Here is a 22,311-nt window from a genome sequence, read left to right on the forward strand (position 1 = left end):
GCGTTAAAACACGAAACACGAAACACAAAAAACCACAGAATGGTCATCCATTCTGTGGTTTTTGTATAAAAAATTATATATATTAATTGCGGATGAGATAATCAAATGCTCCGAGTGAAGCAGTTGCACCTGATCCCATGGAGATAATGATTTGTTTGTAGGCACTGTCTGTGCAGTCGCCGGCTGCAAATACGCCAGGAAGGCTTGTTGCTCCCCGTTTATCTACCACGATTTCACCCATTCTCGTACGTTCAATCGTATCGCCTAACCAATCTGTATTCGGAACAAGACCGATTTGGACAAACACACCTTGAAGTTCGATATGTTGAACAGTTCCTGTATCACGTTCAATGTAGGAAATACCATTTACTTTATCCGTACCTGTGATTTCCTTCGTTTGAACATTTTTAAGCACAGTCACGTTTGGCAGGCTGTAAAGACGTTCTTGAAGAACAGAGTCTGCTTTTAGCTCAGGCATAAATTCAAGAACAGTTACATGTTTTACGATACCCGCAAGGTCAATGGCAGCTTCGATACCAGAGTTACCGCCACCGATAACAGCAACATGTTTCCCTTCGAATAATGGACCGTCGCAGTGAGGGCAGTAAGCTACACCTTTGTTTTTAAACTCAGCTTCACCAGGTACGCCAACATTACGCCATCTAGCACCCGTAGAGAGAATTACTGTTTTACTCTTAACAACAGCACCGTTTTCGAGCTCAATCTCGATAAGATCTTTTTTCTCCAGACGTTTTGCACGTTGAAGGTTCATTAGATCAATATCGTACTCTTTTACGTGTTCTTCCAGGCTTGCAGCCAGTTTAGGACCTTCTGTATGTTTCACACTGATAAAGTTTTCGATACCAAGTGTATCCATGATTTGTCCGCCGAAACGTTCTGCAATAATACCTGTACGAATACCTTTACGTGCAGCATAAATAGCAGCACTAGCCCCTGCTGGTCCACCGCCGACAACGAGTACATCATATGGTTCTTTATTGTTGAATTCGGATGCATCTGGAGTGCTTCCTACTTTAGCAAGAATTTCTTCCAGGGTCATACGACCGCTTCCGAATGATTCTCCATTCAAGAAAACAGTGGGAACAGCCATGATGTCTTTGCTCTCAACTTCTTCCTTAAATGCAGCACCATCAATCATGGTATGTGTGATGTTTGGATTTAGTATACTCATTAGGTTTAACGCTTGAACGACATCAGGACAGTTGTGGCAAGACAAGCTGATGTAAGATTCAAAATGAAGTTCATCTTGAATGCTTTTCACTTGATCAATTATCTTTTGTTCTACTTTTGGAGGTCTGCCGCTTACTTGAAGCAAAGCAAGTACCAGGGAAGTAAATTCATGACCTAAAGGAATACCAGCAAAAACAACACCTGTGTCTTCAGAGACACGGTTTACACTGAAGCTTGGTGTTCTTTCTAATTGTGTATGTTCAACTTTGATTCTGGAGGACATCGTAGCGAGCTCGTCCACTAGGGATAGCATGTCACGGGAGACTTCGTCGTCCCCCGCACATACTTTAAGTACTACGTCGCCTTCCAGAAGCTGAAGATATTGTTCTAATTGAGCTTTAATATCTGCTTCTAGTATCATATGGACGTCTCCTTAAATTTTGCCTACAAGATCAAGGCTTGGTTTGAGTGTTGCACTACCTTCTTGCCATTTAGCCGGGCAAACTTCACCTGGGTTGTTACGTACATATTGTGCTGCTTTGATTTTGTTAACAAGTGTACTTGCGTCACGGCCGATACCGCCCGCATTGATTTCTACGGTTTGGATAACACCATCTGGATCGATGATGAAAGTACCGCGATCAGCAAGACCAGCTTCTTCGTCCAATACATCAAAGATACGGGAGATTTTTTGGGAAGGGTCGCCGATCATGATGTACTCAATTTTACCGATAGCTTCGGAATGATCGTGCCAAGCTTTATGTGTAAAGTGAGTATCTGTAGATACAGAGTATACTTCTACGCCAAGTTCTTTAAGTGTAGCATATTGATTTTGAAGATCTTCTAGTTCAGTTGGGCATACGAAAGTGAAGTCAGCTGGGTAGAAGCAGACTACGCTCCATTGACCTTTAAAGTTTTGTTCAGAAACCTCGATAAATTCACCTTTTTGAAAAGCATTAGCTTTAAATTCTTGTACTTCTTTTCCGATTAGAGACATATTCATGTTCCTCCTAAAGTGTTGTGTATGTTATTACAGAATTTATACTTAACTAGTATTGAAATAAAACTCAAAACTAATTAAATAATAATAATTCTAATCTGATAATTATTATCATATAACCTTATCATTCTGTCAAGAATAATTCTCAATTAGATCTAATTTTTTTCTTTTTCATAGTCTGTTTTAAAAGACTTTACTCTATTCAGAGATGTGTTATTACATTAAAGGGGCATCTGCGAAGATGAGTGTCTTCCTCTATAAGCTTACAGAGAAAAGAATCATTATTCAAATGTAGGTACTTTGAAGTTTAAAGTTTTTATATATATGGAGAGTTTCTTTTAAGTCGGGCTTGTACTGGTAATTCATTCGATAAGTTTAGAGTGGGTATAATGAGTGAGTAGAATCTATTTTTAAAAGCAGAGAGTATAAGGGAAGAAATTAGTAATTATCCTTCTTCTATTATAGAGGTCCGAAAAGTATATTTAAAGTGATTATTTTCCTTTATAAAATAATTTAGGGCGCCTCTTTCGAGACGCCCAATCATGGGAGAGGAGAAACCGGATGAAGAGCTTATGGGGAAACGTAAGTCTTCTCCGCGGTTGTCTACGGCACTTTTGATGCCGATAATTACATCATGACCGCTCTTAGTTAAGTTTATACATGGCAGGGGCAATTTCTTTTTGCTGAATTCATTTGGGCATTTTCACATCTATAATAGATTGTGGTACGATATCGGTATAATAAAGGTACATATTAAGACAGAAATAGGGTGACATAAAAAGGTGAGAGTTATATCAGGTACAGCAAAAGGAAGACCGCTTAAAGCAGTTCCCGGAACAGGGACACGCCCGACAACCGACAAGGTTAAGGAAGCAGTCTTTAGTATGATTGGACCTTATTTTGAAGGTGGGAATGTGCTCGATCTGTTCGCTGGAAGCGGCGGACTTGGCATAGAGGCGCTTAGCAGAGGGATGGACAAGGGGATTTTTATTGACCTTGAACCCAAAAGTATCGAAGTCATTCGTGCTAACTTGAAGGCTACAAAACTTGACAGTAAGGCAGAAGTGTATCGCAATGAAGCGGGCAGAGCTTTGAAACTGCTGGCGAAACGTGCTTACCAGTTTGATCTTGTTTTTCTGGATCCGCCTTACCGGATGAAGAATGTAGATGAACTAATGCTGGCGATGCAGGAGAACGATATGTTATCTGAAGACGCAATTGTCGTTGTTGAATATGATGCGGGTCATGAGTATGAGGAAACCTTTGGACATTTTGACCAAATTCGAAAAACAACCTATGGAGATACGGCTATATCGGTATACCATTATTCTTCCAGCACAGAATCAGTGGAAGAAGAGATAAATCATAATGAACCTAGTCAGGAGATACAAGCGGATGAATAAAGAATTACATTCAGGAGAGAGAGTAGCCGTTTATCCGGGAAGTTTTGATCCCGTAACGATGGGGCATCTCGATATCATTACAAGGGCTTCCAAACAGTTTGATCGTCTAGTAGTAGCTGTTCTGAACAATAAAAGCAAGAATCCTTTATTTTCGGTAGAGGAACGTGTTGAATTACTCGAAATGGTTACGAAGCATTTGTCTAATGTAGAAGTGGACAGTTTTCGCGATCTTACTGCCAACTATGTACGAGTTAAAGGCGCTGACGTCATTGTACGCGGAATTCGGTCGGTAACGGATTTTGAGTACGAATTGCAGCTCGCGTCCTTGAATAAGAAATTGAATAAGGACGCCGAGACTATTTTTATGATGACGGACCCAATTTACTCCTATCTTAGTTCCAGTGTAGTTAAGGAAATTGCGAGTTTTGATGGAGATGTGAAGGATTTGGTATCCAAAGAAGTGGAAGAAGCACTTCGGCGTAAAGTTAATGAGAAGAGGGCCCTCGAGTAGAATTCCACCCGGTAATCCATTTGGATAAGAAAATGAATGTTGTTAACAGCAGGATGAGAAACAGACCGAGCCATCCTGCATATTGGAAACTGTTTATAAAAGGTTCTGAAGTACCATCTGTTCCGAGATTGAAATCTCCAAATACAGATTTGGTGGAGGTAAGCCACATTTTGATCGGTGTCCATAGGATTAGGACAAGAATATAGGAAATACACGCATGTAATATTCGTCCAAAAGTAAAGATGGAAGTACTGATTCCATACGGTTTCAAGAGGGCTGAGACTTGCCAGTGTGAACTCAGTCCTCCCCAGCCGATTGCTGCTGCAAGCAAGCCGAACTGTAGTGGCTGCGAGATTATATTAGTAGAACGAAGTGCATAGGCACCAAGGTGTAATTCGAAAAAAGAAGACCAGAGATAATCCGGGAAAAATGGAGTGACGTATTTTCCAATCAACCTGATCAGGACAGAAAATACAATCATAGAGCCACCTGTCATCATCAGCACTTGAACGGCATGGCTTACTGTATCTCCGAGCAGTTTCCCAAAACTTCGGCCATCTTTTTCTCTAATCATGGATGCGGTTTGATACATGGAGTAGAGCAGACCTTTTTTTGGACCGGTTGGTTCTTTTAGATGTGATTTCGTATTATTTACGGAAGCTGCTTCCGCTTTGGTAGCTAGCCTTGCGAGAATGAATCCTGAAAGGATACCAGCTGCCCAGTGGACCAGGATGAGCACGTATCCGACAATGGGATTCTGATAAAAAGCGGCTCCGATTACAACGAGCAGCGTCATTGGATTAGTAAAATGGGTGAGAGAAGCAAGCCGTGAGGCTTCTTTAGATGTGATTACTTTTTGCTCATACAGCTGTACTGCGGTATCGGCTCCTGAGGGAAAACCGGCACTCATGCCTACGGCAAGTCCAATTCCGCTTGCTCCTGGCATTCGAAACCCTTTTCTCATTAAGGGGTCGATGAATACACCCAGTCCGTGGGTAAAACCGTAAGCAGTCAGCATCTGTGACAGCATCAGAAATGGCAGTAATGCGGGAAACACCATTTTCCACCAGATTTCAAGTCCTTGGATCGAAGCCTCAAACGCCTCTTCCGGTGATGAAATAATGGCGACTACGAGGAGAAGAGCACCTATGCCAAGTAGCATTGTGATGAGATAAGGCGGAACCAAGGTCCGCATACCAGCACTTGTTTTATTATTAGAGTTCAATGAACAATCACCTCTATAGGTAAGATAAAGACCGACCCTGCAAAAGAAGGGGCGCGGTTTTTTTTAAGGTTGAATGAGAATGGTGCAACATGTTCTTGTTAGTCTCACTGTTTCAAGTTCTGTGGATGAATATGTTGTCCTATACATGTATATGTAGAATACAAAGAACAAGAACAAGCTGTCTGTAAGTAAGGAGGAGGTGGACGTTCATGAGTGAAATGCGTAGAAAAAGCGGAATACGAACGACGCTATATATCGCCGTACTTGCCATTATGGTTTATGTTTTGGTGTACATGCCTACGCCATATATGATTACTCAGCCGGGTTCGGCGGAGGCAGTAAAACCCATGGTCGAAGTGAAAAATGGGGATGAAAAAGAAGAGGGCGAATTTCTCATGACTACCGTATCGGCGAGTTACGCGAATTTGTCACTCCTCTTTCTATCTATATTTAATGAACATGCTGAGATTGGAAAGAAAGCAGAGCGTCTTCAAGGAAAATCGAAAGATGAATATTCGGCAGAACAGGTTTACTATATGAGTGATTCTCAATCTTCTGCTATGGAAGCTGCTTATGAGCAGGCGGGCATTGCCTATAGTATTGTACCTGAACATATTTTTGTGTTTGGTCTGTCCAAAGATCCTGCGCCTCAAGGGGATATCCAAGCAGGTGACAAAATATTGTCTGTGAACGGGGTGCCTACTCCCGATCATACAGTTCTGTCTGAGGAACTGAAGGATAAAAAAGTGGGAGACACCATTGAAATGCAGTTAGATCGGAATGGAGAGACGATCACTAGAGAAGTGACACTTGTTCCGATTAAAGATACGAATACAGGGAAGACAAGAGCAGGCCTTGGCGTGATGATCGGAACCATCCAGAAGGTGAAGCCCGAAGATCCAGCTCACCAGATCGAATTTAAGGACACTCGAGTAGGCGGTCCTTCTGCAGGGCTTATGTTTACTTTGGAGATTTATAATCAACTCACTCCAGGGGATTTGACGAAAGGCCATATCATCGCGGGAACAGGTACGATTACGAAAGAGGGCATCGTGGGACCGATCGGCGGTATCGTTCATAAAATTGTAGCGGCAGATCGGAAAAATGCCGAAATCTTCTTTGTACCTAGAGCTAATTATGAGGATGCGAAGAAAAAGGCGGACTCCATTGGGACAGAAATGAAACTGGTTCCTGTAGATACAGTAGAAGATGCTATTGAATATATCGATACTATCTCCGAAAAATAAACCTTTTTTATCACATTTCAGTTGGTAACGAAATTTACATTTTTAAAAATAAGGCATATAACTTGAGGTCTGGGACATCACGTTATATGCCTTATTTTTATTGAATTATTAACTAAGATTCAGTTACCTATTTGCCAATTCTTTTTCTACATCCGTACAGGGGGTTCATAAAAATCTTGATATAGTAACCTTGGGTCCGGCTTAGGCATGCCCATTCCATAGACTGCTGTTGCCTGCTGATCCCATGTTAATTGATCATGCTCGAAGGCAGACGTTTTAATGACGATCGGCAGTGTTGCTTTTTTGCGCATTTCTTTTAACAAAGCTTGTCCTTTATCCGTGAAACCAAGAACGCGAATATAATGAGGGCCTTGACGCAGAATGTCCGGTGTCATTTTTTCCTTCTCATGATGAAGAAGAATATGAGTCAGCATGCGCTGAAGTTTTGTTTTTGTATATCGTTTCGTTCTGATTGCTTCAAGGAGAGCGTGGATGGAGAGCTCCGGAAGCTGAGGGAGCAGTTTAAGTAAACGATACTCCAGGCCCTCAGTGACCTCGCCAAAGCGTGCAAGTTCCTCAGGGCTCTTAGTCACGAGCTGTGTAAAGAGCGCGTCTCGGTAGCGCTCCAGATTCACAGGAGCGCGTCCATTCTGCCATTCGCGCTGCAGAATGGCAAGGACCTCCGCCGGCACATAGGGCGCGGCGGCTGCAAGGCCATCCTTGCCGAGCAGAAGCCGGCGCACGGCTGTTGCACTTGCGATGCTGCCGGTGCCTGGCATCGCATCGTGGTACCCGGCGCCGGTACGCTGCGCCGTGAAGGGTGTGATCGCGCTGCCTAGACGGCGAAGCGCGATAAGATAGTGCAGCCCAAGTGTATTATTGGGCTGCTTCAGCAAGGCTAGTGCCCCCGCAGGATCATTGCCGGGGGCAAGAGCAGCCGCAGCCGCTGCGTAGGCTGCGGGATAGCTTGCACCGCTGGCAAGCTGCTGCTGGAGGAGAGAAGCCAGAGCCTGTGGCTCACTGGCTAAGAGATCTGCCAGCTCCATCAGCGGTGCAAGCTCTCCCGATTCGCTGCCAAAGCATAGCGAATCAACAACGCCCGTATGGTGCAAGGTGGCCACGGCACCATAGGCAAACCATTCCGCCGGCTGTACTGCATACGCAGCCGGCAGTTCAAGCACGAGATCGACGCCCATTGCAAGCGCCATCTCCGTGCGTGCCCATTTACTGACGATCGCGGGTTCGCCGCGTTGCAAAAAATGCCCGCTCATGACGGCAACAACTGCGCTCGATTGCGTGAGCCCTTTCGATTCTTCTAGATGATATACGTGACCGTTATGCATGGGATTATATTCTACAATCAGTCCTACCGCGGAATTCACGATGATGTTCCACCTCCCGATTTGCTTAAGACCTGCTTTATCTGTTATTTTAATGAATTAATTTCATAATACCTTTAGTTGCTTTTAATGAGGAGTATATATAAATCAAAATGGTTCTATTTGTCTATATATAGTTACAAATTTATCGTTTTAAGGAGTTATGAAATTGATTATAATAGGATATTATTTTTAATTAGCCTTTAAGGTAACTGTTTTTACAGGAACAGGGTACCTTGCAATACAGGTGTAAAGTTTAAAGTGTTGACAAACCTCTTTGAAAATCGTTATAATGATTTTTGTTTGTTAGACCCTTTTCTCAACATACTTATGTCTGTATTGCAACACACTAAGATAGTATACAGTAATAGGGCTGATTGAAAAAATGGTTTATCGTCTGGAGTGATTATAATGCAAATGTCATTTCGCAAGATGGCGCAAGTGCTGAGCCCCTAAAGGTATCGGAACAACTTGATATTAGCCATCTTATTCGAAACAACAAGGAAATCACAGCCGTGTCCCCTTTGCAGGCAGATTTAACACTAACTGCATCACCGGGAGAGGTTGTGGATGTTCAAGGTCCGTTAACGGCCGAAGTGGATATGCTCTGCTCTCGTTGTCTTGGTAACGTACATGAACATTTAGATATGAAATTCGCCGAACAGTTCAAACAAGGAAAAGAGCCGGAAGATGCGGATGAAGAGGATGATACCTTGTATGTGGACGAGGATACCGTGAATCTTGATCCATTTTTGGAAGAATATTTCTTACTGCATCTACCGTTTGCGCCGCTGTGTAAGCCTGATTGTAAAGGGCTATGTCCTACATGCGGTACCGACTTGAACCAAAGCAGTTGTGACTGCGACAATACTGTTGTAGATCCGCGGCTTGCGGGGCTTAAGGATTTCTTTAAATGATATTAATTATTTGGTGCACCGCTTAGCGTGCATGAATAATTGATAGTAGATATTAATTATTTAGTGCATCGCTTAAGCGTGCATCGATAATTGATAAGATATTAATCATTCAGAGCATTGCTTAGTGTGCATGAATGATTGATAGTAATATTAATTGTTTGTTGTATCGCCTTGCTTACATGAGTAATTAATAGTAATATTAATTATTTGGTGCTTCGCTTAGCGTACATGAATAATTAATGGAAATATTAATTATTTGGTACATCACTTAGTGTACATGAATAATTAATAGTTGATATCAATAACTAGTTGCATCACAATAGGTATGCATGGATTATTGAAAGTTTTTGCTGAATACATGACATCTGTGCTATTATGCAACAGTTGATTTTGATAAGGAGGTGGGAATTGTGGCAGTACCTCAACGGAGAACATCCAAAACTCGTCGTGACAAACGTCGTACTCACTTTAAATTGGCAGTGCCAGGTATGGTGAAATGTGAACAATGCGGAGAAATGAAGCTTGCTCATCACGTATGCAAAGTGTGCGGAACGTACAAATCTAGAGAGATTATCTCTCAATAATAGCTTTGCTACCTAATAGTACTCTATCCTAGGATAGAGTACTATTTTTTTGTGAGGAATAAAGCAGTACTTTCTTTTTGCGCAAGGTTCCTTTATACTAAGCTTTAGTACCAGGTTCTAACCTTGGTAGTTTGTTATCTAAAAATGGTTTATAATCGTTGTCAGAAGGTATGAGATACCGGATTGATGAATGAATAATAAAGAATATAATGTTTTGACTCTATAGATGGTTTGGCTATGATTTACATAGACTAGACACGGATCAGTTTCACATATACAAGTTAATGATTTTGAATTGAGATTATATAATTCGGAAGTAAGGGGGAGCTTGGTCATAGAACGCATACCGAAAAGACAGAGGCAACAGCAGCTTGCACAGATGATTGAGGACAATCCTTTTATCACGGATCAAGAGTTAACCAGACTGCTGAAGGTAAGTATTCAAACCATTCGTCTTGATCGCATGGAACTTGGCATTCCTGAACTGCGTGAACGGATGAAGCTGATGGCTGAAAGGTCATATGATCAAGTTCGCTCCCTTCCGTTACATGAAGTGATCGGGGATATTGTTGATCTTCAGCTTGATAAAAGTGGTATTTCCATTTTTGAAATTAAAGATGAACATGTTTTTTCTAGAACGGGTATTGCCCGTGGACACTATGTGTTCGCGCAGGCCAATTCACTTGCTGTTGCGGTAATTAACGATGAAATAGCACTCACAGCCTCCGCAGATATTCGGTTTGTAAGACCGGTTCATTTAGGAGAAAAGTGTATTGCTAAAGCATATGTTCGTTCGATGCCGGAACAGAAGGGAAAGGCAAAAGTAGAAGTGTTCGCTTATGTTGGAGAGGAAATGGTGTTTCAAGGAAACTTCGTCATTTACCGATCTGCAAGACAAGATAGCGATGAGGGAGGTAATCATCATGAGGATCGTCATTGATGCAATGGGAGGCGACAATGCACCGGCTGCGAATGTAGAAGGTGCACTGCTAGCTGCTAAGGAATGGAAAGATACAGAGATTGTACTTGTCGGAGACGAAACAGCAATTGCCCCTTATCTTGGGAATGACCGGCCAGGCAACTTGACTGTTCAGCATGCATCTGAAGTGATTACGTCTGATGACGAACCCGTTAGAGCGGTTCGCCGTAAGAAAGATGCTTCGATGGTAGTTGCAGGACGTATGCTTCGTGAAGGCAGCGCGGATGCGATGATCTCTGCTGGCAATACAGGTGCGCTGATGACAACAGGGCTGCTCGTAGTTGGCAGAATGCATGGGATTGAAAGGCCTGCCCTTGCTCCTATGATTCCAACCATTGATGATAAGGGAATGCTTGCGCTTGACCTTGGTGCAAATATGGATGCTAAACCAGAGCATCTTGCACAGTATGCACTTATGGGAAGTATATACCGTCAGAAAGTTCAAGGCATTGAACGCCCGAGAGTGGGTCTTCTGAATGTGGGTACAGAACCGGGAAAAGGGAATGAACTGACGAAAGTAGCCTATCCTCTTTTGGAAAAGCTGCCAATTCATTTTATTGGAAATGTAGAAGCAAGAGATATTCTTACGGGAACATGTGATGTACTCGTCTGTGACGGTTTTGCAGGTAACATACTGCTGAAATCGGTAGAAGGAGCAGCGGGTGCTATTTTTGCTCTCTTAAAAGAACAGTTTTCTTCTTCACTGAAGACAAAACTGGCGGCAGCAATGCTTATGCCAGAACTGCGCAGTCTAAAAGGAAAACTGGATTACAAAGAACATGGCGGTGCACCTTTGCTTGGTCTTAGCCGTCTTGTTGTTAAGAGTCATGGTTCAGCGGATGCAAACGCAATTAAGAATGCCGTCCGGCAGGCTAGAATCGCGATTGAGAATCATTTGGTTGAAAGCATATCTAAGGAAATTACAGGGAAGTGAGTGACATGATGAATACACATTTACGTCCAGTCGGTGTCATCGGCACAGGTAAATATGTACCTGAACGTATTTTAACGAATCAGGATATGGAAAAAATGATGGATACCAACGACGAATGGATCGTTTCTCGCACAGGGATTCGCGAACGTCATATTGCAGCGCCTGAGCAAGCTACGTCTGACCTTGCTTATGAAGCTGCGAAAGCAGCTGCTGCATCTGCAGGTATTAAACATGAAGACATTGAGCTGATCATTGTTGCAACGGTAACACCAGACAGTGCTTTTCCATCTACAGCTTGTATTTTGCAGGATAAACTCGGTGCAAAAGGAGCGGCTGCTTTTGATTTATCCGCTGCGTGTTCCGGATTTGTATATGGTCTGGCAACAGCAACAAGTCTTATCCAAACGGGGATGTATAACAATGCACTCGTAATAGGTGCGGATTGTCTCTCTAGAATCACAGATTATACAGACCGTAACACCAGTGTTCTTTTTGGAGACGGCGCTGGAGCTGTAATCCTAGGCGAAGTACCTGAAGGACGCGGATTTAAGTCGTTTGATCTTGGAGCTGAAGGAGCAGGCGGTCCGCTTCTGAACTTGCAAGCAGGTGGTTCTAGATTGCCAGCTTCCGAAGAAACGGTAGCAAATAAACAGCATTACATCTACATGAACGGAAGAGAAGTCTTTAAATTTGCAGTTCGTGTTATGGGTACGGCTACGATTGATGTACTGGAGAAAGCGGGACTCGGAAAAGAAGACGTAGATTTGTTCATTCCTCATCAGGCTAATATTCGCATTATTCAATCTGCCATGCAGCGTCTTGATCTTCCAGAGGAGAAGGTAGTTATTAATGTGGACAAGTATGCGAATACTTCTGCAGCATCCATTCCTCTCGCACTTGTTGAAGCTGCGGAAGAAGGACGAATGAAACCAGGCGATAAAGTACTAATGGTTGGTTTTGGCGGCGGATTGACATGGGGAGCTTCAGTTCTCGTTTGGTAATCAACAAGTAGTACAGCCATTTTAAATGATATATTCTTTTCTTATCTTAGTTTATTGGACGAAAGGAGTCTTGAATCTAGTATGGGCAAAATTGCTTTTGTATTTCCTGGACAAGGTTCCCAGTCTGTAGGAATGGCGAAAGATGCATACGATCACGTAGGCGCATCCCAAGCTGTTTTTAAACAGGCAGACGAAGCACTTGGATTTTCACTTAGCACGTTAGTGTTTGAAGGTCCTGATACAGATTTGAAACAAACGAAAAATACCCAGCCTGCTCTATTAACAGCGAGTGTCGCACTTTATGAAGCATTGCGGGAAAAAGGCATTACCGCTGATTATATGGCAGGTCACAGCCTTGGTGAGTATAGTGCGCTTGTTGCATCCGGCGTAATTTCGTTTCAAGATGCGGTATCCATTGTTCGTGCAAGAGGAACATTTATGGAGGAAGCCGTACCTGGCGGCCGTGGTGCCATGGCAGCGGTCCTTGGTGCAGAGAGGGAAGCTCTGGCTGAACTCTGTGCTAAGATTTCTTCCCAAGGGGAGGACTACTTAGTTGAACTGGCGAATCTTAATTCACCAGGACAAATTGTTGTCTCCGGCTTACAGGACGGTGTAAATGAAGTTGTTCAGCGTGTAAAAGAAGCAGGCGGAAAAAGAGCGATCCCTCTTGTTGTCAGTGGTCCTTTCCATACCTCTCTGATGAGAGGTGCGGCAGAGAAGCTGCAAGAACGCTTAGCACAAGTTACATTGCATGATGCAACTGTCCCTGTTATTGCTAATGTTACTGCAGAACCGGTGACAGATGCTGAGAAGATTAAGAATCTTTTAGTCGAACAAGTTTATTCCTCTGTTAAATGGGAAGATACGGTCGTATATCTTGTCGAACAAGGCGTGGATACTTTTATCGAGATTGGCCCTGGCAATGTGTTAACTGGTCTAATTAAGAAAGTAGACAAGTCCTTGAAGCTTTATAATGTGAACAATTTGGAAAGCCTGAATTTATTGGCTGCTGAACTTTCTTAAACATCTAGTTTGATGATACTTGAGGAAAGGAGGTACACAAGAGATGTCTATATCACTCAAAGGTCAAATTGCTCTTGTTACAGGTGCGTCTAGAGGTATCGGACGCAGTATCGCCCTTGCCTTAGCTGACGCGGGCTGTCATGTTGCTGTGAATTATGCAGGTAATGAGGCTGCTGCTGCGGAAGTAGTGAAGCTGATTGAAGCAAAAGGAGTTCAGGCGATCGCTGTGAAAGCGAATGTCGGGATTACCGCAGAAGCTGACCAAATGGTGAAGCAAGTAATCGAACAATGGGGAAAAATCGATATTCTGGTTAACAATGCTGGAATTACAAGGGATAACCTCATTATGCGAATGAAAGAGGAAGAATTCGACCAAGTTATTGAGACGAATCTAAAAGGCGTGTTCAATTGCTTAAAAGCGGTAACTCGCCCGATGATGAAACAACGTTATGGTCGAATAATTAATATATCTTCTGTGGTTGGAGTACTAGGAAATGCAGGCCAGGCTAATTATGTCGCTGCGAAAGCAGGGGTTATTGGTCTTACTAAATCTTCTGGCAGAGAACTAGCTTCTCGTGGAATTACGGTAAACTGTGTTGCACCAGGTTTTATTCAAACAGAAATGACACAGGAGTTATCTTCTGATATTGTAGAGGGCATGATGACAAGTATTCCGCTTGGTAGATTAGGCCAGCCAGAGGAAATTGCTGGAGTTGTTACTTTCCTTGCATCCGAGGCGGCTTCCTATATGACAGGGCAAACACTGCATGTCGATGGCGGAATGTATATGTAACCTGCCTAATTCTTCTAGTCATAGAAACCTTTCTATAAGACACTTCGAAGAGAGACATGTAGGGTCTATGGCATTTTACTAGTTATTCTCGTATAATACGAAAGAGGAGGTGAACCGGAAATGTCCGACGTATTGGAACGCGTAAAACGCATTGTAATTGATCGTTTAGGCGCTGATGAAGCTGAAGTAACGCTAGAAGCATCATTCAAAGATGATTTGGGTGCTGACTCTCTAGACGTTGTTGAATTGGTTATGGAACTCGAAGATGAGTTTGATATGGAGATCTCTGATGAAGATGCAGAGAAAATTACGACCGTAGGTGAAGTTGTAAACTACATACAATCACATACCTAAGTCACCCTGGAAGTCCCGCGCTTGCGCCTATCGCATAGGCGGGACTTCTTCTCCTAAATGCACCATAAGGCTTAAGGCCAACAAGAAGCCCATTTTATAGGTGTTTGTTATCTGACACATGTATAAAATGGGTTTCATTACATTAAAATCTGTTAACTAGCTAACGCTTGGCGTTATGCAGTCGATATAGAGGTGAATTTGATTTGAGTCGTAGAGTTGTAGTGACAGGTATGGGTGTCATGACCCCAATCGGGAAAAATCTAGAGGAATTATGGAACAGCTTGATGGAAGGTAAATCTGGAGTTTCTCTTGTGGAAGCTTTTGACGTAACCGACTATAACACCAAGATTGCAGCATCCATTAAAGATTTTAATCCTGAAGATTATATGGAGCGGAAAGATGCTCGTAAAATGGACCGTTTTGTCCAGTTCGCAGTTGCTGCTGGCTCGATGGCTTTGAATGATAGTGGACTTCAAATTGGTGAGAATATTGATGCTGAAGATATCGGGGTTTCGGTAGGTTCCGGTATCGGTGGTCTTGGAACTTGGGAAGACCAGCATAACATTCTTCTTGAAAAAGGACCTAAACGAGTGAGCCCGTTCTTCATTCCGATGATGATCGCGAATATGGCTTCTGGTCAATTGTCTATTTCACTTGGTGCAAAAGGTCCGAATACAACACAAGTAACTGCATGTGCGACAGGAAGTCACTCCATTGGCGATTCTATGCGCATGATTCAGCGTGGTGACGCAGAAGCAATGATCTGCGGCGGTGCGGAAGCAACCATTCGCCCAACGGGGATGGCAGGGTTTAACTCGATGCGTGCAATGTCTACACGCAATGATGAACCAGAAAAAGCAAGCCGTCCATTTGATATCGACCGTGATGGTTTTGTAATGGGTGAAGGAGCCGGAATTCTTATTTTGGAATCACTGGATCATGCTCTTGCTCGCGGTGCTCGCATTTATGGTGAAGTGGTAGGCTACGGTTTGTCAGCTGATGCAAAACATATGACAGATCCGGATCCAGACGGCGGTGCACGCAGCATGAAGATGGCGATGAAAGATGCCGGAATTCAGCCAGATCAAGTCGATTACATTAATGCACACGGAACATCAACACCTGTTGGTGATAAATCCGAGACAAAAGGGATCAAGATGGCACTAGGCGATCATGCCTATAAAGTTGCAGTGAGTTCTACGAAATCAATGACTGGTCATATGCTTGGTGCTGCTGGTGGTGTAGAAGCCGTCATTTGTGCGCTTGCACTTCAGAACCAAACGATTCCTCCAACGATTAATTTGGACAACCCAGATCCTGAATGTGATCTTGATTATGTACCAAATCATCCGCGCGAAGCGAAACTTACTTATGTGCTTTCCAATTCTTTTGGTTTTGGTGGTCACAACGCAACCGTAATTCTCAAAAAATATGAATCATAAGGGGTCAGTTCGATTGAATGCAGATCTGAAACAATTAGAGCGCAAACTTCAAATCGAGTTTAACAACCGTCCGTTGTTAAAACAGGCCTTTACCCATGCTTCGTATGTGAATGAACATAGATTCAGTCACAGTCAGGATAATGAAAGACTTGAATTCCTGGGAGATGCTGTACTGGAACTCACGGTATCGGAGTTTTTGTATAATGAACATCCGAACCGTCCAGAAGGCGAATTGACAAAGATGAGGGCAGCTCTTGTACGAGAGCCCTCGCTCGTCAAATTCGCTGAAGCATTGGATTTTGGCAAGTACGTTTTTTTGGGTAAAGGGGAAGAACTTACAGGGGGGAGAACCCGTCCTGCACTTTTAGCCGATGTTTTTGAATCGTTTATAGGTGCCCTGTATCTTGATCAAGGCTTAGATACGGTCAAGCAGTTTTTAGGTAAACATATATTTGCCGGTCTTGTGATTGAAGGAGAACTCGCTCTTACCGATTTCAAGACAGAGCTTCAAGAACTTACGCAACATCATAATATGGGTGTACTTGAGTATCGGATTGTGGAAGAGAGAGGACCTGCTCATGAGCGGGAGTTTGTCTCAGAGGTATATATGGGTAGCCAAAGACTGGGCCGAGGTACCGGTCGATCGAAAAAGGAAGCAGAGCAAAAAGCAGCTCAGCTTGCTTTGAACACATTGAAACTTCCTTAAAGATGGTTTATTTGTACGTAAACCTGAATTTTGACAAACGAAGAGCAAAGAGCAGCCCGCTTAAGTATGAAGTATCTTGCTGAACATGGGGGATGGACTGCTTTTTGCTCTTCTTTTTGTTGAATGAAGTTTGGATCAGCTTACCGAGGGATGGATGCAAGTTAGATGTGTATCCTTCCATAGGGAAGGCATGGACTTCATAGGATGTTTCCCCTAAAATAAAGAACGGTTGTACATACCCGTTTATGGACCGTGGCAAGGCATGGAGGTGTCAAGATAGATGTATTTAAAACGTATAGAGCTGTCCGGCTTTAAATCGTTTGCTGATCGTACGGAGATGGAGTTTGTTCAGGGTATAACCTCAGTAGTTGGCCCCAACGGGAGTGGGAAGAGTAATATTTCCGACGGCATTCGCTGGGTACTGGGTGAACAGAGCGCTAAGTCACTCCGCGGGGGCAAGATGGAAGATATCATTTTTGCCGGAAGTGATACTCGTAAAGCGGTAAATTTTGCTGAAGTTTCTTTAACTTTGGATAACCAAGACCATGTACTCGCCCTTGATTTTGGTGAAGTTACGGTAACCCGCCGTGTTCATCGAAGTGGGGATAGTGAGTATTTTATAAACAAACAACCCTGTAGGTTGAAAGATATTACCGAACTGTTCATGGATACAGGGATCGGGAAAGAAGCCTATTCCATTATCGGTCAGGGCCGTATTGAAGAAATTCTGAGCACGCGTTCCGAAGATCGTCGTGGGATTTTTGAAGAAGCTTCTGGGATTGTGAAATATAAGTCTCGTAAAAAAGATGCTGTCCGCAAACTGGATGATACCGAGCAGAATTTACTGCGTATTCATGATCTTGTAACTGAACTTGAAGATCAGATTGCTCCCCTCAGGGAACAGTCCCAAAAAGCGCTTCATTATAAAGAGTTGAAAAATGAACTTAAGGAAAAAGAACTTTCCTTGTACGTATATCAAATTGAGCAAATTCATTCCTCATGGAGTAAAGCTAATGAGCGTCTAGTTTCGCTCAAAGAAAAACAGCTCGCATTATCGGAGATAGTATCCAATCATGATGCTATTCTCGAACAGGATCGTACTGAGCTTCGTGAAGTCGAAGCGGCTGTGGAACGTCTTCAAGGAGAACTGCTTCACTATAGTGAAGCAACAGAGAAGAGTGAAGGATATCGTGAGCTTCTAAAAGAGAGATTAAAAAACTTGTTAGCTAACAAAGAACAGTTGCTAAGCTCTCTGAATGGAAGTGAAGAACGTTATGTGGAACGAGAACAGGAACTCGATAGCTTTAGACTCAAACTTTCGCTCCTTGAGCAAGAACTTGCTGAACTGCGGGAGACCTTATCTGCGGAGGAAGCGAAGCTTGTTGGTGTGACGGGCGGAATCAGCCAGGAACAAGAAGAAAGCCTAAAAGGTAATCTTCTGGAGCTGATGAATCAGATGGCACAGGCCCGTAATGAGATTCGTTATGCTGATCAGCAAAAAGAATCGATTGAGCGTCGTTTAAACCGTGCGGATGAAGAATCAGATAAGTGGGAAGAGAAAAGAGATGAACTCCAGAAACGAAAAGGACTCCTTGAGCAAAACATTCAGAAGTTAGGTAAGGAGATCGCATCATTACGTACAGGCTATATTACAGAGAGCGAACGTTATCATTCGCTTCAAAAACAGTACTCCGAGAGCCAATCGACCGTAAGGAAATGGGAACAGAAACGAGAAGCCCAAGTCTCTAGACGCGATACGATGAAGGAAATGCAGGATGATTTTGATGGTTTTATGACTGGTGTCAAAGAGGTGCTTAAAGCTTCTCGTAAAAACGTCTTGCAAGGGGTTCACGGTGCGGTAGCAGAACTCATTAAAGTACCGGAAAAAATTGAACTAGCTGTTGAAACGGCGATGGGTGCTTCATTACAGCATGTGGTCATGGAGAATGAAGCAGTTTCACGCCAAGCGATTACTTTCCTAAAACAGCGTCAGCTAGGTAGAGCTACTTTCTTGCCGCTGGATGTTATTCGTCCGAGAACCATTGGCGCGGCTGATCGTGCTGTCGTAGAGGCGCTAGATGGTTTCGTTGGGATCGGAGCGAGTCTAGTTGAATATCATTCCAAGTATGAATCCATTGTAGGCAGTTTACTCGGTAATGTCATTATTGCAGAGCGCCTTGAGGATGCGAACCGTATTGCGGCGAAATGCCAGTATCGTTATCGCGTTGTTACTTTGGATGGTGATGTAGTTAATGCGGGCGGTTCGATGACGGGAGGAAGTCAGCACCGTAAAAATAGCAGCCTGTTATCCCGTAAACGTCAGCTCGAGCAGCTGGATCTAGATATTCAAGAAACAGAAAATCAAATTAGTAAACTCCTCCGTGATCTAGAAAAAATCAAAGTACAAACGGATCAATGTCAGGTTAGCCTGGATACCCTCCGTCAAAACGGAGATGACAAAAGGTCTGAGGAACAACAAGCCTCTCTGGAGTTAAAGCAGCTGCAACATGAACTTGATCATGTTCTTACTCAGGTCGAAGCTGCGGGACAAGAGAAAACAGGATTTGCAGATGAAATAAAAGAACTGGAACAGACACGCGCTAAAGCAGCTGAGAACTTATCTAAGCTGGAAGATGAGGAGAAAGCAACACATCAGGCGATCCATGCCGCTGAATTCGCTCGTAAGGCGAATGAGTCTGCCAAGGAAGAACTTCAAAACTCGCTAACCGTCTTAAAAGTGAAGGAAGGTAAGCTGGATCAGGAAAGATTCTCCCTTGAAGAACAGGTACGCCGGCTTGAACGAGAGTATCAAAATGTGGATAAAGAACGATATCGCAATCGTACGCTCCTTGCTTCGGTAGAAGCTGACCTCAAAACGAATGAAGAGGAAAGTATTAAGCAGACAGAAGCACTCAATCAGTACAAGCTGAAAAAAGAGGAGGCTTCTAGAGAACTTGATTTCAAACGCACTTCTCGCAGTCAGCTCATTAAAAAGCTTGAACAGGAAGAAAATGAGACAAGAGAACAGCGCCAGAGCCTCAAGAGCTGCGAAGACGAGCTGAGAACAACCGAAATCAGCGTAAACCGTTTGGATGTTGAACTTGATAATATTTTGAAAAAGCTGAATGACGAGTATGAGCTTACGTATGAGCTGGCTAAACAGCAATATGATATTCCTGAAGATATCGAGGGAAGCAAGGCAGAAGTGCAGCAGCTGAAACGAAATATCCAAGCGCTTGGTGAAGTGAATCTAGGTGCGATTGAGGAGTATGAACGTGTGAATGAGCGTTATACTTTCCTTAGTGAACAAAAAGATGATCTGACGCAGGCGAAGACAACCCTCTATCAAGTCATCAAAGAGATGGATGATGAGATGTCGAAACGTTTTAAAACTACGTTTGATGCAATTAAACGGGAATTCGGTACTGTATTCTCCAAGCTGTTTGGTGGAGGACGTGCAGATCTCGTCTTGATTGATCCGGATAAACTGCTGACTACCGGGATCGATATTGTTGCTCAGCCACCGGGTAAAAAACTTCAAAATCTTCAGCTTCTATCTGGAGGGGAGCGCGCGCTGACCGCAATGGCTTTATTGTTTGCCATTTTGCATGTGCGTCCTGTTCCTTTCTGTGTACTAGATGAAGTAGAAGCTGCACTTGATGAAGCGAACGTGGTCCGTTTTGCCCAGTATTTACGCGAGTTCTCCGAACAGACACAGTTTATCGTCGTAACTCACCGTAAAGGTACGATGGAAGAAGCCGATGTTCTGTATGGAGTAACGATGGAAGAAGGCGGAGTGTCCAAGCTTGTCTCTGTCAAACTGGAAGATGAAGAAGCGGTTATCGCATAACAAAGTACGTATTTTTGAGGTGGAGGGAACGTATGAGTTTCTTTAAAAAATTAAAAGATAGTATTTCAACCAAAACAGAAACGGTCACAAATAAATTTAAAGATGGCCTGGAGAAAACACGCAAGGGCTTTGTTGAAAAGGTATCAGACCTAGTAATCCGCCGTAAAAAAATTGATGAGGAATTCTATGAAGAATTGGAAGAGATTCTCATCGGTGCGGATGTAGGAGTCAACACGGTGATGGACCTGATCGATGATCTGAGAGTAGAAGTGAAGAAACGCAAGATCGAAGATGCTGCGGAACTTCAGCCTGTACTTTCTGAGAAACTGACTGCTCTGCTTCGGTCCGAACAAGACAATGCGCTAAACATAAATAAAGATGGGATTACGGTTATTCTTTTCGTAGGGGTTAATGGCGTTGGCAAAACAACGACAATTGGTAAACTCGCACACCGTTTCAAACAGGAAGGTAAAAAAGTAATGCTTGCTGCGGGAGATACATTTAGAGCAGGTGCCATTGAACAGCTGGAAGTTTGGGGAGAACGTGCTGGAGTAGAAGTTGTCAAACAACAAGCCGGTTCAGACCCTGCGGCCGTAATGTTCGATGCAGTGAAAGCAGCAAAACAGCGGAATGTTGATGTACTGCTCTGTGATACGGCGGGACGTCTTCAGAACAAATCAAACCTGATGGAAGAGCTGAACAAAATCTTCCGTGTGATTCAGCGCGAGATCCCAGGTGCTCCACATGAAGTACTTATGGTTCTTGATGCAACGACCGGGCAAAATGCTCTTAGTCAGGCTAAATTGTTTGGTGAGAAGAGCGGCGTGACAGGACTTGTTCTAACGAAGCTGGATGGTACCGCAAAAGGTGGTATCGTCATTGCCATTCGTCAGGAGATGGACATCCCTGTGAAACTGGTCGGTCTTGGAGAGAAAGCGGATGATCTGCAGCCATTTGATTCTGATCAATTTGTTCATGCTCTCTTTGCGGGCTTAATTCAAGAAGAAACCGAAGAAGATAAAGACAATAAAGAAGAGAAAGAAGAGTAGAATCTGTATAAGGCAGAATTTTATTTTTCGCATACCAAAAAAGATCGGACTCCAATGAAGGAGCCGATCTTTTTTTTATTTCATCGTTTTATTTAGATAACTTATACGGGTAAGCTAGGCAGCAAGAATACGGATGAGCTCCACAGACGAAAGGGGTACAAACGCAAGATCTCCCGGAGGTCCATAAATAATGGGAGGAACGCGGAGGATCAGCGTCGTTTCATCGACAGAAACCAAGATACCATCTAAATAGTCATTCGATGTTAGAATTTCAACTTCACTCCCTAAGAAGCCACGAACCATCTCTCTGAAATTCATCATTCATTCTCCTTTACGATTCCAATTTTCAGTTTGTTTTTTTAGTTCAGCTGATGCCTCTAGTTACTGAGCTACAGATATATTGTTATAAGGAATAATAACGATATCTCCTGTGTTTTCACGAATTTCGACGGCATCAATTCCCGCGGCAAGCACGGTACCGATCACAGTAATGCTTGTCGTACTAATACTGATATTACGACCTATCTTAGTTTCGAAAAAAGTTTGGAGTTCTGGATTTACGGTAAGCCCGGAGCGAACCTCTGCTTCCAGTTGAGATATACGGTCCTGCAATACATCTGCTTTAGCCGTTAGTTCCTCTACTCGTTGTTCCAATCGCTGAATCTGTGCCGCAAGCCGGCGGCAATTACAAAATAGAAAACACATGGGTTTGGCCTCCTTGAT

At 43.3% G+C, this 22,311-nt stretch carries 21 protein-coding genes; 15 read left to right on the forward strand and 6 right to left on the reverse strand.

Annotation, left to right across the window (positions count from 1 at the left end; genetic code table 11):
* Window positions 1–82 precede the first annotated feature (82 nt).
* On the reverse strand, window positions 83–1,612 hold the full coding sequence (gene ahpF / locus ACWPWY_RS04170; protein ID WP_454190528.1) for an alkyl hydroperoxide reductase subunit F: 1,530 nt from the start codon (window positions 1,610–1,612) through the stop codon (window positions 83–85).
* 12 nt (window positions 1,613–1,624) lie between these two features.
* Window positions 1,625–2,188, reverse strand: coding sequence for an alkyl hydroperoxide reductase subunit C (gene ahpC, locus ACWPWY_RS04175; protein WP_191798273.1), 564 nt, complete (start codon window positions 2,186–2,188; stop codon window positions 1,625–1,627).
* A 785-nt stretch (window positions 2,189–2,973) separates the two neighbouring features.
* Here ahpC and rsmD point away from each other — a divergent pair.
* Together rsmD and coaD are read left to right on the forward strand one after the other, a co-directional pair.
* A complete protein-coding gene (rsmD, locus tag ACWPWY_RS04180; RefSeq protein WP_454190529.1) occupies window positions 2,974–3,594 on the forward strand; it encodes a 16S rRNA (guanine(966)-N(2))-methyltransferase RsmD in 621 nt (206 codons plus the stop codon).
* Entirely contained in the window at window positions 3,587–4,105 is a 519-nt protein-coding gene (gene coaD / locus ACWPWY_RS04185) for a pantetheine-phosphate adenylyltransferase (RefSeq protein ID WP_454190530.1), read from the forward strand. Before rsmD ends, coaD begins: the two co-directional genes overlap by 8 nt.
* On the opposite strand, the gene ACWPWY_RS04190 is transcribed toward coaD, so the two are convergent.
* Window positions 4,080–5,330 carry a nucleoside recognition domain-containing protein gene (locus ACWPWY_RS04190; protein ID WP_454190531.1) on the reverse strand — a complete coding sequence of 417 codons (1,251 nt, stop codon included), beginning with the start codon at window positions 5,328–5,330 and terminating at the stop codon, window positions 4,080–4,082. The genes coaD and ACWPWY_RS04190 overlap by 26 nt on opposite strands.
* 209 nt (window positions 5,331–5,539) lie before the next feature.
* On the opposite strand from ACWPWY_RS04190, the gene ACWPWY_RS04195 reads away from it, so the two are divergent.
* The gene (locus ACWPWY_RS04195) at window positions 5,540–6,577 is read left to right on the forward strand and encodes a SepM family pheromone-processing serine protease (protein ID WP_454190532.1); all 1,038 of its coding nucleotides are present in this window, start codon (window positions 5,540–5,542) and stop codon (window positions 6,575–6,577) included.
* A gap of 146 nt (window positions 6,578–6,723) precedes the next feature.
* On the opposite strand, the gene ACWPWY_RS04200 is transcribed toward ACWPWY_RS04195, so the two are convergent.
* Complete coding sequence (locus ACWPWY_RS04200) at window positions 6,724–7,959, reverse strand: nucleotidyltransferase (protein ID WP_454190533.1); 1,236 nt, start codon at window positions 7,957–7,959, stop codon at window positions 6,724–6,726.
* A 374-nt stretch (window positions 7,960–8,333) separates the two neighbouring features.
* On the opposite strand from ACWPWY_RS04200, the gene ACWPWY_RS04205 reads away from it, so the two are divergent.
* The 12 genes from ACWPWY_RS04205 to ftsY all read left to right on the forward strand — a co-directional run bounded on the left by ACWPWY_RS04205 (window position 8,334) and on the right by ftsY (window position 21,588).
* On the forward strand, window positions 8,334–8,873 hold the full coding sequence (locus tag ACWPWY_RS04205; RefSeq protein WP_454190534.1) for a YceD family protein: 540 nt from the start codon (window positions 8,334–8,336) through the stop codon (window positions 8,871–8,873).
* A gap of 410 nt (window positions 8,874–9,283) precedes the next feature.
* A complete protein-coding gene (gene rpmF / locus ACWPWY_RS04210) occupies window positions 9,284–9,457 on the forward strand; it encodes a 50S ribosomal protein L32 (RefSeq protein ID WP_160036476.1) in 174 nt (57 codons plus the stop codon).
* A gap of 343 nt (window positions 9,458–9,800) precedes the next feature.
* On the forward strand, window positions 9,801–10,397 hold the full coding sequence (gene fapR / locus ACWPWY_RS04215; protein WP_211746038.1) for a transcription factor FapR: 597 nt from the start codon (window positions 9,801–9,803) through the stop codon (window positions 10,395–10,397).
* The gene (gene plsX / locus ACWPWY_RS04220) at window positions 10,381–11,370 is read left to right on the forward strand and encodes a phosphate acyltransferase PlsX (RefSeq protein WP_454190535.1); all 990 of its coding nucleotides are present in this window, start codon (window positions 10,381–10,383) and stop codon (window positions 11,368–11,370) included. The genes fapR and plsX overlap by 17 nt, the downstream gene beginning before the upstream one ends.
* A gap of 5 nt (window positions 11,371–11,375) precedes the next feature.
* Window positions 11,376–12,371: a beta-ketoacyl-ACP synthase III gene (locus ACWPWY_RS04225; RefSeq protein WP_454190536.1), complete on the forward strand. Its 996-nt coding sequence runs from the start codon at window positions 11,376–11,378 to the stop codon at window positions 12,369–12,371.
* A gap of 81 nt (window positions 12,372–12,452) precedes the next feature.
* Window positions 12,453–13,394, forward strand: coding sequence for an ACP S-malonyltransferase (gene fabD / locus ACWPWY_RS04230; protein ID WP_454190537.1), 942 nt, complete (start codon window positions 12,453–12,455; stop codon window positions 13,392–13,394).
* A gap of 43 nt (window positions 13,395–13,437) precedes the next feature.
* A complete protein-coding gene (fabG, locus tag ACWPWY_RS04235) occupies window positions 13,438–14,187 on the forward strand; it encodes a 3-oxoacyl-[acyl-carrier-protein] reductase (RefSeq protein ID WP_454190538.1) in 750 nt (249 codons plus the stop codon).
* Window positions 14,188–14,307: 120 nt separating this feature from the next.
* Window positions 14,308–14,541: an acyl carrier protein gene (gene acpP / locus ACWPWY_RS04240; protein ID WP_160036471.1), complete on the forward strand. Its 234-nt coding sequence runs from the start codon at window positions 14,308–14,310 to the stop codon at window positions 14,539–14,541.
* 203 nt (window positions 14,542–14,744) lie between these two features.
* A complete protein-coding gene (fabF, locus tag ACWPWY_RS04245; protein WP_454190539.1) occupies window positions 14,745–15,983 on the forward strand; it encodes a beta-ketoacyl-ACP synthase II in 1,239 nt (412 codons plus the stop codon).
* Window positions 15,984–15,996: 13 nt separating this feature from the next.
* Window positions 15,997–16,689, forward strand: a complete 693-nt coding sequence (rnc, locus tag ACWPWY_RS04250; RefSeq protein WP_225229021.1) for a ribonuclease III — start codon at window positions 15,997–15,999, stop codon at window positions 16,687–16,689.
* A 280-nt stretch (window positions 16,690–16,969) separates the two neighbouring features.
* Window positions 16,970–20,539: a chromosome segregation protein SMC gene (smc, locus tag ACWPWY_RS04255; RefSeq protein ID WP_454190540.1), complete on the forward strand. Its 3,570-nt coding sequence runs from the start codon at window positions 16,970–16,972 to the stop codon at window positions 20,537–20,539.
* Between the two features lie 32 nt (window positions 20,540–20,571).
* Window positions 20,572–21,588: a signal recognition particle-docking protein FtsY gene (gene ftsY / locus ACWPWY_RS04260; RefSeq protein WP_454190541.1), complete on the forward strand. Its 1,017-nt coding sequence runs from the start codon at window positions 20,572–20,574 to the stop codon at window positions 21,586–21,588.
* Between the two features lie 114 nt (window positions 21,589–21,702).
* On the opposite strand, the gene ACWPWY_RS04265 is transcribed toward ftsY, so the two are convergent.
* Both ACWPWY_RS04265 and ACWPWY_RS04270 read right to left on the reverse strand, forming a co-directional pair.
* The gene (locus tag ACWPWY_RS04265; RefSeq protein WP_454190542.1) at window positions 21,703–21,909 is read right to left on the reverse strand and encodes a hypothetical protein; all 207 of its coding nucleotides are present in this window, start codon (window positions 21,907–21,909) and stop codon (window positions 21,703–21,705) included.
* A 60-nt stretch (window positions 21,910–21,969) separates the two neighbouring features.
* Window positions 21,970–22,293 carry a hypothetical protein gene (locus ACWPWY_RS04270; protein ID WP_454190543.1) on the reverse strand — a complete coding sequence of 108 codons (324 nt, stop codon included), beginning with the start codon at window positions 22,291–22,293 and terminating at the stop codon, window positions 21,970–21,972.
* Between the last annotated feature and the right edge of the window lie 18 nt (window positions 22,294–22,311).

This window comes from Paenibacillus sp. Marseille-Q7038, assembly GCF_965111595.1.